The following is a 9,538-nucleotide window of genomic DNA, read 5'->3' as shown; positions in this document are numbered from 1 at the left end:
CGCAACCATAGTGGAAGAGCCGAAGACCTATCCGGATTTTACCTCAGGCCTTCTTCAGCCCTGCCTTGAACCGCTTGCCGTTGGCGACATAGTGTGCGGCCGAGCCGCGCAACCTGGCGATCGCTGCTTCGTCCAGTTCCCTCACCACTTTCGCGGGCGAGCCGACGATCAGCGAATTGTCGGGGAACTCCTTGCCTTCTGTCACCAGGGCGCCGGCGCCGACCAGCGAATTCCTGCCGACCCTCGCGCCATTGAGCACGATTGCGCCCATGCCGATCAGGCTGTTGTCGCCGATCGTGCAGCCATGCAGCAGCGCGCGGTGGCCGATCGTGCAGCCCTCGCCGATGGTCAGCGGAAAGCCCGGATCGGTGTGCATTACCGTATGTTCCTGCACATTGGTCTCGGCGCCTATGACGATCGGCTCATTGTCGCCCCGGATGACGACGCCGAACCAGAAGCCGGCGTTGCGGCCGACCTTGATGTCGCCGATCAGCGTCGCGTCCGGCGCGATCCAGTTGCTGTCGGCGTCCTCGAAGCTGGGGGCTTTGCCATCGATCGCATAGGCCGGCATCTCGTCTCCGATTCGTCTCAAGCCACGTAGTCGATCGAGACTAGAGCAATTCCAGGAAAAGTGCCTAGCGGGCCAGCCCACGACGCAATGGCGATCAGCACGACGCCCAGCGCCAACGCCCAGGCGACGGCCGTGCAGCCGCAGGAGATCAGCGCCAAGGTCGAGATGCGGCCTTGCCTGCGGGCGTTCAAAGCATCGTTGACGAGCATGAACGGCCCGGCGCAAGCCGTCGCGGCCAGCGAGCGCAGGACATGCGTCGGTGAGACATAGGGTTCGGCAAAGGCAAGCCGGCGACCCGACATCAGCTCCATCGCCGATCCGGCCAGGCCGCATGCGGTCAGGCCGACCGCAAAAGCAAACAGAACGAGCTCCACGGGGCCCATCTTTACCTCCCGTTTACCATGAAACCGCACAGTCGGTTTCGAAACGGGCGCTGCAAGAGCCATGCCGCGCCATGTGTGCCGCCCCAGGACACCTGCGGGAGTTACGGGCGACGACATCGGGGATTGCGATGAAGCAGGCAGCGGCCGCTAACGGTCCGGAATTCGACATCGTCGATTCCACGCTGATGAAGCGGGTGTTCTATATCTTCGCGGCGCTGGCGCTGGTGTCGGTGGTGATCAGCCTGGGCGGCAAATGGCTTGGCCGCTCGATCGCCATGGCCGGCTACACCGACGACACGACGATCCATGAGGTGGTGATCGGCAACAATGTCATCGCCGTGCCGGCAAACATGATCCGGTTCGAGCAGGCGCGGCGCGACGGCATCGCTTCGCGGCTCGACCTCTATCTGCGTTATCCCGAGATGGACGGCTACAGCGCCGCCGCCCGCGACGACTTCAATCACACCGGATCGAGCAGGGACATCGTCTTCCTGTCGTTCGAGCAACAGATGATGTCGCGCGACATGAGCGGCCGCTTCACCCCGATCTACAGCGCCTTGATCGCCCAGCCGGGCATAGCAGGACCAGGCGGCACGACGCTTTATCGCTTCACCGAAAAATCAGGCTACCTCAACGAGCTGCTTGCGGTCGCCAACCGCCCAGGCAAGGACCCGTTCGTCGCGCGTTGCCTGAGCGGACCGACTGCCGAGGAATCGCTGGCGCCCTGCGAGCGCGACATCCATGTCGGCGACGGCCTCAGCCTCACCTATCGCTTTCCGCGGGAGTTTCTCGGCGACTGGCAGGCGCTTGATGCCGCGATTGCCGCCCAGACCGCGCATGCGCTGAAGACAGTGCGCTAAAGCCCTTCGTTGCCTATTCACAAATGCAAACGGCTGTCCGGGCCGCATCGCTGCAGCACCGGCCAGCCGCGAATTCAGGCTCAGGCCAGATCGATGTCGAGGATCGCCATCGAGAAATTGTAGTCGCCGTCATCCTCGTCCTTGAAGACGATGCCGAGGAATTCGTCGCCGACATAGACCTCGGCCGAATCCTCCTTGCGCGGACGTGCCTTCACCTGGAGCTTGGGATTTTGGAAGACACGCTTGAAATAGGCGTCCAGTTTTCTGATTTCGTCCGGCTTCAAAAGTCTTCTCCGAAATGTCGGGCTTGTTCGTTGGAACGCGCTTCTGACACGCAGACGATGGCGATGTAAAGGCAAGCCGTAGGGATATGACGCGGGAACTGAGCGGCCGAAGCAGGCACCCGGAATCCGGCTGCCCACTCGGACGCGAAAATCAGATGTCGAAGCTGACGACGTGGTCCATCGTCTGCGACGGCAGAAGCTGGTCCATCTGCCGCGAAGGCTGGTCGCAACCGGTCTCGCCGACGACGCGCGCCGGCACGCCGGCAACCGTCTTGTTGTGCGGCACTGGCGACAGCACCACCGAACCGGCCGCGATCTTCGAGCAATGGCCGACTTCGATGTTGCCGAGAATCTTGGCGCCGGCGCCGATGAGCACGCCACGGCGGATCTTCGGATGACGGTCGCCGCCGGCCTTGCCGGTACCGCCGAGCGTCACGCCGTGCAGGATCGACACGTCGTCCTCGATCACCGCGGTCTCGCCGACGACGAGGCCTGTGGCATGATCGATGAAGATGCCCTTGCCGATGCGGGCGGCCGGATTGATGTCGGTCTGGAACACCGAGGACGAGCGGCTCTGCAGATAGAGCGCGAAATCCCTGCGGCCCTGGTTCCACAGCCAATGCGCCAGCCTATGGGTCTGGATGGCATGAAAACCCTTGAAATAGAGCACCGGCATGATGAAGCGGTCGCAGGCCGGATCGCGATCGTAATAGGCCTGGATGTCGACGCGCACCGTCGTCGGCCAGTCCTTGTCGTCGGCCAGCATCGATTTGAAGGTCTGGCGAATGAGGTCTGAGCCGACGTCCTGATGGTCGAGGCGCTCGGCCAACCGGTGGATGACCGCTTCCTCCAGGCTTTCCTGATTGAGGATGGTGGAATAGAGGAACGCCGCCAGCAGCGGATCGCGGTTGACCGCTTCCATCGCCTCATCGCGGATCGAGCGCCAGATCGGATCGACCGGCTGCACCACACTGGGACGGGCAATTGTAATGCTGTTCATCGACGGTCTCCGGCCTGCCGGCTATTCTCCGGCCGCACATATAAGCCAGATCGTAGCAGGATTGAACTCAATTTTCCTTAGTGCTCTGTCAAATGGATTTGGTTCATGGAAAATCAAGCAGCCATGGAAAACGAACCCTTGATCGACGAGCCGTTGAAACGCGCGCTTTCCGCGCTCTATCAGGCGCTGGATCGGCACTACCACAACCTCGCCCATATCGAGGCGATGCTGGCGCTGGCCAGGCACTATCGCGCTTCGCTGCACGACCCTGGGGCCGTCGAAGCAGCGATCTGGTTCCACGACGCAATCTATGACAGCCGGACCAAGGACAACGAGGCCAGGAGTGCAGCGCTTGCCGAGGAAAAACTCGCCGGCCGCACCGATCCGGAACGTCTTGGCCGTGTCGCCACGATGATCGTCGCGACCGCCACGCACGAACTGCCCAGCCTTCAAAGGCTTGGCGACGAGCACTCCATCCGCGACGCGGCGTTGTTCCTCGACATGGACCTTTCGATCCTCGGTGCCGCACCGGAGGCGTTCGACGCCTATGAACAGGCGGTCCGCCGCGAATATGGCTGGGTCGAGGAACCGATGTGGCGAGCCGGTCGCAGCGCGATGCTGAAGACGTTCCTCGCCCGCCCGCATGTCTATCACAGCGAGGAATTCCGGCAGCGGTTCGAACCGCAAGCCCGGCGCAACATTGCGCGATCGATCGCGGCGCTCGAACCCTAATCCGGAAACGTCTCCATGCGTTGCGCATAGGGTTTGAAGCCGGCGCGCCTGTACACCTCTTGCGCTCCGGGATGGTCGTAAGTGTCGGTGTGCAGCCACAGCCTTTCGGGCCGATGCGACCAGGCGGCGCGAAGCGATCGGTCGAGCAGGAACGGACCGAGTTTGCGGCCTTGAAATCTGGGGATGAGCCCGAAATAGGTCAGCTCGACGTCCGCCTGGCCGACGCCGTTGAATTCGCACAGACCGGCGGCCTCGCCATCCACACGCAGGATATGCGTCGATGCAAGCGCGAGCAGTCGCTCGAGCTCGCCTGAACCCATGCGCAGCCGCTGGTCCCACTGCACGGGCTCACCGACGGCGCGGTAGAGGCTGACATAGCCGTCGATATCGAGCGTTTCGTGCGCGACCATCGCACCCGGCGCGGGAGCCGCAAAGGCGTCGCCGGACGGCGGCACGATCATCTCCATATAGGTGACGAGAAGGTCGACCATGGCAATTCGGGTTCGAGGCTGAAGGGTACGGCACCGGATGACATCGGGGCCGCCGCTGCTTCAAAGGGGGTTTTCGGCGTAAAACTCCAGCACGCGCTGTTTGAAGCTCTTGTCGCCGACCGCCAGCATATGGTCGCGGGCCTCGATGTGAAAAGCCCTGGCGTTCGGCATCAGCGCCGCCAGTTCGTCCGGTGAACCGCCAATGTCGTCCTTCGTTCCGACGGCGACCAGGGTCGGCTGGGCAATGCGCGCCATGTCGTCCTCGCTGAGCAATTCGCGTGACGTGGCGATGCAGGCGGCCAGTGCGCGGCGGTCGCTGCGCGTCTGGTCGGCGAAGGCGCGGAACGAGCGGCCACGCGGATGGGTCGTGGCATCGGGATCGTCCGCAAGCAATGCTGCGGCGATCGGATCCCAGTCGCCGACGCCGTCGACCATGCCGATGCCGAGCCCCCCGAACACCAGCGTCGCCACCTTGTCCGGCTCGGACAAGGCGAGGAAAGCCGAAATGCGCGCGCCCATCGAATAGCCCATCACATGCGCGCGCTCGATGCCGAGATGGTCGAGCAGCGCTGCCCCGTCCGAGGCCATTTTTGCGGGCGTATAATCGGCCTCGTTGTAGCTCTTCGACGACGAACCGTGACCGCGATTGTCGAAAGCGATGGCGCGGTAGCCGGCATCGTTCAGCGTCTTGAACCAGCCGGGCGACACCCAGTTGACATAATGGCTGGAGGCAAAGCCGTGGACCATCAGCACCGGATCGCCATGGCCCGACGCCGGCTGGCGATCGAGGAACGCAAGATCGAGGCCGTCATGGGAAAGAAACTGCATCGGCAATCCGAAATGCTCAGTTGGAATCGATGTTCGGCGTGTCGCCCTTGTCCGCCGGCGGCATCGCGGACCCGGGTTCGGTGCCGATTGCCGGGTGGCGCAGCAGGTCGCCATACGCGATGCCGTCCTTGGCGGCGGTGCCCGCCTTGAGTTCGAGCACGAAGCGCACCGGCAGACCGGACGAGATGACCGCCTCGGATTCCGGTTCGCCTCGCTTGATCGAGCGGACCTTGCCGTCCTGGCCGACAAAGATCAGGTCAAGCGGCATCGGTGTGTTCTTCATCCAGAAGGTCAGCGGCCCCGAACTCTCGAACACGAACAGCATGCCGTGGTCGTCGGCCATGTCCTTGCGGAACATCAGGCCGGCCTCGCGCTCGTCGGACGCATCGGCGATTTCAATGGAAAAGGAACGCTCGCCCGACTTCGTCACCGCGACCAGCGGCGTCGGATCGACGGGCAGGATCATTGCCTGGCCGTCCGCCGCAGTCGGCTGCTGCGAATAGAAATAAGCACTCGCTGCCGCGGCGAAAGCCAAGGCGGCGCACATCGCGCACGCTGTCAGCCAGTTCCTGGGAGCCATACATTTTCCTCGGCCGGAATTCGTCCCGGGCCATAATCCAGAACTTCGGTTCGGAAAAGGTGATGGTCAAGTAAAAGATAGACCCCCATCCCGATTCAACCGAGATGGATCAGGCTCCAAGGTGTGTTGAGATTCAGGTCAGGCCGAGCAGCCATTTGCAGGCCGGCTGAATATCAACACGCCTCAGTGCGAGACCGGCAACGTGCCCACATCGGGGTGGATTTCGGCGGCCATAAGGCCCTTGTCGCCGCGGCCGAAGCGGACCAGAACGACCTGACCGGGCCTGAGCTCGGTAATGCCGTAGCGGCGCAACGTCTCCATATGGACGAAAATGTCCTCAGTACCCTCGCCGCGGGTCAGGAAGCCGAATCCCTTGGTGCGGTTGAACCACTTCACCAGCGCCCGTTCGAGGCCGCTTTCGGGCGTCACCGTGATGTGGGTGCGCTGCTCCTGCATCTCCGCAGGATGGACGGCCGTGCTGGCATCCATGGACAGCACCCGGAAAGCCTGCAGGCCGCGCTCGCCCTGCTTGACGAGGCAGACGACGCGCGCGCCTTCCAGAGCGGTCTGGAACCCGTCCTTTCGAAGGCATGTCACATGGAGGAGGATGTCGCCGGATACACCATCGTCCGGAAGAATGAACCCGTAGCCCTTGGCCACGTCAAACCACTTGATGGCACCGGCGATTTCGACAAGATCGGCGGTGTCGCCGCCGCTGTCTCGCGTCAAGGCGTCGTCAAGGCTTCCGTCCCGCCCCGTGAAAGAGGCCTTTTCCCCCATAAGAACGCCCCCTTTTTTCAAGAACACCACAACTGATTCTTGACATCAGATTAACACCGGGGATTCCGGTCTGTGCAAGGCCTGACGTGCCTTTTTTCACGGTTCAATACAGGAAAACCGGATTTGTCGTTTGCCGGCGCGTCCGGATGCGGCAATTGCCCTTTGGCCGGGCGGCCCCTATGTTGCGCCGCACCCCAACATATCGAGGAAATCACATGCGCTATCTGCACACCATGGTTCGCGTCGCCGACGTCGATGCATCGCTCGATTTCTACTGCAACAAGCTCGGCATGAAGGAAGTGCGCCGCCACGAAAATGAGCAGGGGCGTTTCACGCTGATCTTCCTTGCCGCGTCCGAGGACGAGCAGAGCGGCATCGCAGACAAGGCGCCGCTGGTCGAACTGACCTACAATTGGGATCCGGAAGACTACAAGGGCGGCCGCAATTTCGGCCATCTCGCCTATGAGGTCGACGACATCTATGCCACCTGCCAGCATCTGATGGACAATGGCGTCACCATCAACCGGCCGCCGCGCGACGGCAACATGGCCTTCATCCGCTCGCCGGACGGCATCTCGATCGAGCTCCTGCAGAAAGGCCCGGCCAAGGCCAAGGCCGAGCCCTGGGCTTCGATGCCGAACACCGGAAGCTGGTAGCCGATCAATTTATCTTGAGCGGGTACCGCCGGACGGAGACGCCCGGCGTCCTTTGCCGTTTCGCACGACGGCACCTATGTACCCGGCTGTCGCGCCAGCTTAGCAAGGCTGGCACCCTGTCAAGCCATGGGCGCCTGCCCTCCCCCGGAGAACTCATACATGCCGACCAGCCGCGCCGACGTCGCCACCGAACATGCCAGCCGTTACCTGCAGCAGCTTTGCAAGCATTGGGCGCACAAATTCCCAGTCGAGTTCGACCCGACCCACGGCACCATCGACCTCTCTATGGGCCGCACCGTCATGGACGCCGATGCAACCGCCCTCCACATCGCGGTGACATCGGATGAGGCCGGTTCGCTCGAGCGCCTGGAAGCAGTCGTCGCCGACCACATCAAGCGCTTCGCCTTCCGCGAGGAACTGACCTTCGACTGGAAACAGGCTCCGGCGACCTAGGCTGCGCGTCAGCCGGAGCTGCCCGCCCCGCCGGCCAGTTCCAGCAGTGCCAGCACCGAACGCCAGTTGCGTGCGGTACCGGGCACTTTGAGGGTGCGTGGGATCAGTCCGGCAAACACCGATTTGCCGAGCCCGTCCGGTGCATGCAGGTAAAGCACGTCGCCCTTGACCTCGAAGCTTTCCGGGCCGGTGCATTTTTCAGCAAGCCGCGCGATCTCCTCGGCGGTCGGCTCGCGCTCCAGCACATAGGCATGGAGCTTGGTCGGGTCGCCGGCGACCTGCGGATAGGGGTTTTCCTTCACCAGCCGCTCGAACCGGCCGAGGTCGCGCACCATGATGCGCGAGTAAAAGCCCCATTTCTTCTCGAAGGCTGCTTCCAGCTGTTTGGTCAGGCTGGCCGCGTCGCTCTTCTTCGCCCGGAAGACGGCGTTGCCGCTCTGCACATAGGTGGCAACACCGGAAAAGCCGAGTTCCTCGAAGAAGGCTCGCAACTCCGCCATCTTGACGATGCGGTTGCCGCCGACATTGATGCCGGAAAACAGCGCGACGAACACCGTCTCTTTTTCGCTCATTCTGGCCCGCTCATATGATGAACCCGGCAAGCGTCTCGTTGTCGGTGATGTCCTGGTACTGGACGCCCTCGGCGTCGAAATTGGCCTTCAGCAAATCGAAATTGCGGCGGTCCTTGGTTTCGATGCCGATCAGCACCGAACCGAAATTGCGCGCCGATTTCTTCAGATATTCGAAGCGGGCGATGTCGTCGTCAGGCCCGAGCATTTCGAGGAAGTCGCGCAACGCGCCGGGCCGCTGCGGAAAGCGGATGATGAAGTACTTCTTCAGTCCTTCGAAGCGCAGCGCCCGCTCTTTCACATCGGGCAGCCGCTCGAAGTCGAAGTTGCCGCCCGACACCACCGCGACGATGGTCTTGCCCCTTATCTCCTTCTTCGAAAAATCCTTCAGCGCGTCGATCGCCAGCGCGCCGGCCGGCTCTAGCACCACGCCTTCGACGTTGAGCATCTCGATCATGGTCGCGCAGAGCCGGTTTTCCGGGATCAGCCGCACGGCATCGGCGGCAAACTCCTTGAGGTGGCGCAGTGGTTCGCGGCCGATCTCGGCGACCGCGGCACCGTCGACGAAATTGTCGACCTTGGCGAGCTTGATCCGCTTTCCGGTGGACAGGCTTTCGCTCAGGCTCGGCGCTCCGGCCGGCTCGCAGAACACGAAGCGCGTGTCGCGGTTCTGGTCGGCGAAGTAATGCGTCACGCCAGCGGCCAGGCCGCCGCCGCCGACCGGCAGCATGATGACGTCGGGCATGCGCGCGCCAGGCATCTGGTCGGCGATCTCATAGGCGACGGTCGCTTGCCCCTCTATGATGTCCTTGTGATCGAAAGGCGGCACCATATGCGCGCCCGCACTTTCGGTGAATTCGAAGGCGGCGCGGTAGCAATCGTCAAAGAAGTCGCCGACCAGCCTGATCTCGACGAAGTCACCGCCGAACAGACGCGTCTTGTCGATCTTCTGCTGCGGTGTCGTCACCGGCATGAACACGACACCCTTCTTGCCGAAATGGCGGCAGACGAAGGCAAAGCCCTGCGCATGATTGCCGGCCGAGGCGCAGACGAAAAGCTCGGCATCGTTGCCGGCGGCGAGGGCCTTGCGGAAAAAGGTGAAGGCGCCGCGGATCTTGTAGGAGCGCACCGGGGTCAGGTCCTCGCGCTTCAAGAGCACCCGCGCCCCGGTCTTCTTCGACAGATAGTCGTTTTCCTGCAGCGGCGTTTCCGGAAAGATCTGGCGGATCGCAGTGGCGGCGGCGGCGACGCGGGAGGAGAAACTGTTCATGGCGCCGTCACCTCTGGATCGAATGGTTCGAACGCGAAGCCTATTGCACAAATCGCTGTTTGCGGCCACCGATGCCGTGCG

14 protein-coding genes are annotated in these 9,538 nt (G+C 62.8%); 4 read left to right on the top strand and 10 right to left on the bottom strand.

Translation table 11 applies throughout. The annotated features are described in order from the left end of the window. Nucleotides 1-43 precede the first annotated feature (43 nt). Nucleotides 44-571: a gamma carbonic anhydrase family protein gene (locus ACFX5Q_RS15375; RefSeq protein ID WP_404279239.1), complete on the bottom strand. Its 528-nt coding sequence runs from the start codon at nt 569-571 to the stop codon at nt 44-46. A gap of 17 nt (nt 572-588) precedes the next feature. Then, nucleotides 589-954: a DUF6949 family protein gene (locus ACFX5Q_RS15370; RefSeq protein ID WP_404279237.1), complete on the bottom strand. Its 366-nt coding sequence runs from the start codon at nt 952-954 to the stop codon at nt 589-591. 128 nt (nt 955-1,082) lie between these two features. On the opposite strand from ACFX5Q_RS15370, the gene ACFX5Q_RS15365 reads away from it, so the two are divergent. Continuing rightward, nucleotides 1,083-1,814: a hypothetical protein gene (locus ACFX5Q_RS15365; RefSeq protein WP_404279235.1), complete on the top strand. Its 732-nt coding sequence runs from the start codon at nt 1,083-1,085 to the stop codon at nt 1,812-1,814. An 80-nt stretch (nt 1,815-1,894) separates the two neighbouring features. On the opposite strand, the gene ACFX5Q_RS15360 is transcribed toward ACFX5Q_RS15365, so the two are convergent. Together ACFX5Q_RS15360 and cysE are read right to left on the bottom strand one after the other, a co-directional pair. Then, nucleotides 1,895-2,098, bottom strand: a complete 204-nt coding sequence (locus ACFX5Q_RS15360) for a DUF3126 family protein (protein WP_027166457.1) — start codon at nt 2,096-2,098, stop codon at nt 1,895-1,897. A gap of 151 nt (nt 2,099-2,249) precedes the next feature. Then, nucleotides 2,250-3,098: a serine O-acetyltransferase gene (cysE, locus tag ACFX5Q_RS15355; RefSeq protein WP_006200853.1), complete on the bottom strand. Its 849-nt coding sequence runs from the start codon at nt 3,096-3,098 to the stop codon at nt 2,250-2,252. 123 nt (nt 3,099-3,221) lie between these two features. Here cysE and ACFX5Q_RS15350 point away from each other — a divergent pair, with 123 nt between their 5' ends. Further along, nucleotides 3,222-3,830: a hypothetical protein gene (locus ACFX5Q_RS15350; protein ID WP_404279394.1), complete on the top strand. Its 609-nt coding sequence runs from the start codon at nt 3,222-3,224 to the stop codon at nt 3,828-3,830. Here the strand turns inward: ACFX5Q_RS15350 and ACFX5Q_RS15345 are convergent. The 4 genes from ACFX5Q_RS15345 to ACFX5Q_RS15330 all read right to left on the bottom strand — a co-directional run bounded on the left by ACFX5Q_RS15345 (nt 3,827) and on the right by ACFX5Q_RS15330 (nt 6,509). Beyond that, nucleotides 3,827-4,321, bottom strand: coding sequence for a GNAT family N-acetyltransferase (locus tag ACFX5Q_RS15345; protein ID WP_404279231.1), 495 nt, complete (start codon nt 4,319-4,321; stop codon nt 3,827-3,829). The genes ACFX5Q_RS15350 and ACFX5Q_RS15345 overlap by 4 nt on opposite strands. 60 nt (nt 4,322-4,381) lie before the next feature. Further along, on the bottom strand, nt 4,382-5,149 hold the full coding sequence (locus ACFX5Q_RS15340; protein ID WP_404279229.1) for an alpha/beta fold hydrolase: 768 nt from the start codon (nt 5,147-5,149) through the stop codon (nt 4,382-4,384). Nucleotides 5,150-5,165: 16 nt separating this feature from the next. After that, nucleotides 5,166-5,729, bottom strand: a complete 564-nt coding sequence (locus ACFX5Q_RS15335; protein WP_404279227.1) for a DUF192 domain-containing protein — start codon at nt 5,727-5,729, stop codon at nt 5,166-5,168. Between the two features lie 183 nt (nt 5,730-5,912). Further along, nucleotides 5,913-6,509 (bottom strand): cold-shock protein, encoded by a 597-nt coding sequence (locus ACFX5Q_RS15330; protein WP_006200859.1) that lies wholly within the window; start codon nt 6,507-6,509, stop codon nt 5,913-5,915. Nucleotides 6,510-6,724: 215 nt separating this feature from the next. Between ACFX5Q_RS15330 and gloA the strand changes: the two genes are divergently transcribed. Both gloA and ACFX5Q_RS15320 read left to right on the top strand, forming a co-directional pair. Then, a complete protein-coding gene (gloA, locus tag ACFX5Q_RS15325) occupies nt 6,725-7,165 on the top strand; it encodes a lactoylglutathione lyase (RefSeq protein WP_404279225.1) in 441 nt (146 codons plus the stop codon). Between the two features lie 159 nt (nt 7,166-7,324). Beyond that, the gene (locus ACFX5Q_RS15320; protein WP_404279223.1) at nt 7,325-7,618 is read left to right on the top strand and encodes a DUF2218 domain-containing protein; all 294 of its coding nucleotides are present in this window, start codon (nt 7,325-7,327) and stop codon (nt 7,616-7,618) included. A gap of 8 nt (nt 7,619-7,626) precedes the next feature. On the opposite strand, the gene ACFX5Q_RS15315 is transcribed toward ACFX5Q_RS15320, so the two are convergent. Together ACFX5Q_RS15315 and ilvA are read right to left on the bottom strand one after the other, a co-directional pair. Continuing rightward, on the bottom strand, nt 7,627-8,190 hold the full coding sequence (locus ACFX5Q_RS15315) for a DUF1697 domain-containing protein (protein WP_404279221.1): 564 nt from the start codon (nt 8,188-8,190) through the stop codon (nt 7,627-7,629). Between the two features lie 10 nt (nt 8,191-8,200). Further along, a complete protein-coding gene (gene ilvA, locus ACFX5Q_RS15310; RefSeq protein WP_404279219.1) occupies nt 8,201-9,457 on the bottom strand; it encodes a threonine ammonia-lyase IlvA in 1,257 nt (418 codons plus the stop codon). Nucleotides 9,458-9,538 lie beyond the last annotated feature (81 nt).

This window comes from Mesorhizobium sp. IMUNJ 23033, assembly GCF_044778005.1.
Lineage (GTDB): Bacteria > Pseudomonadota > Alphaproteobacteria > Rhizobiales > Rhizobiaceae > Mesorhizobium > Mesorhizobium amorphae_A.
Note: the sequence above shows the minus strand (reverse complement) of the source record. Positions and strands in the feature narration are given on the sequence as shown.

Coding starts and splice junctions, on each gene's coding strand:
- ACFX5Q_RS15375 (WP_404279239.1), bottom strand. CDS start 571: ATGCCGGCCTATGCGATCGATGGCAAAGCCCCCAGCTTCGAGGACGCC.
- ACFX5Q_RS15370 (WP_404279237.1), bottom strand. CDS start 954: ATGGGCCCCGTGGAGCTCGTTCTGTTTGCTTTTGCGGTCGGCCTGACC.
- ACFX5Q_RS15365 (WP_404279235.1), top strand. CDS start 1,083: ATGAAGCAGGCAGCGGCCGCTAACGGTCCGGAATTCGACATCGTCGAT.
- cysE (WP_006200853.1), bottom strand. CDS start 3,098: ATGAACAGCATTACAATTGCCCGTCCCAGTGTGGTGCAGCCGGTCGAT.
- ACFX5Q_RS15350 (WP_404279394.1), top strand. CDS start 3,222: ATGGAAAACGAACCCTTGATCGACGAGCCGTTGAAACGCGCGCTTTCC.
- ACFX5Q_RS15345 (WP_404279231.1), bottom strand. CDS start 4,321: ATGGTCGACCTTCTCGTCACCTATATGGAGATGATCGTGCCGCCGTCC.
- ACFX5Q_RS15340 (WP_404279229.1), bottom strand. CDS start 5,149: ATGCAGTTTCTTTCCCATGACGGCCTCGATCTTGCGTTCCTCGATCGC.
- ACFX5Q_RS15335 (WP_404279227.1), bottom strand. CDS start 5,729: ATGGCTCCCAGGAACTGGCTGACAGCGTGCGCGATGTGCGCCGCCTTG.
- ACFX5Q_RS15330 (WP_006200859.1), bottom strand. CDS start 6,509: ATGGGGGAAAAGGCCTCTTTCACGGGGCGGGACGGAAGCCTTGACGAC.
- gloA (WP_404279225.1), top strand. CDS start 6,725: ATGCGCTATCTGCACACCATGGTTCGCGTCGCCGACGTCGATGCATCG.
- ACFX5Q_RS15320 (WP_404279223.1), top strand. CDS start 7,325: ATGCCGACCAGCCGCGCCGACGTCGCCACCGAACATGCCAGCCGTTAC.
- ACFX5Q_RS15315 (WP_404279221.1), bottom strand. CDS start 8,190: ATGAGCGAAAAAGAGACGGTGTTCGTCGCGCTGTTTTCCGGCATCAAT.
- ilvA (WP_404279219.1), bottom strand. CDS start 9,457: ATGAACAGTTTCTCCTCCCGCGTCGCCGCCGCCGCCACTGCGATCCGC.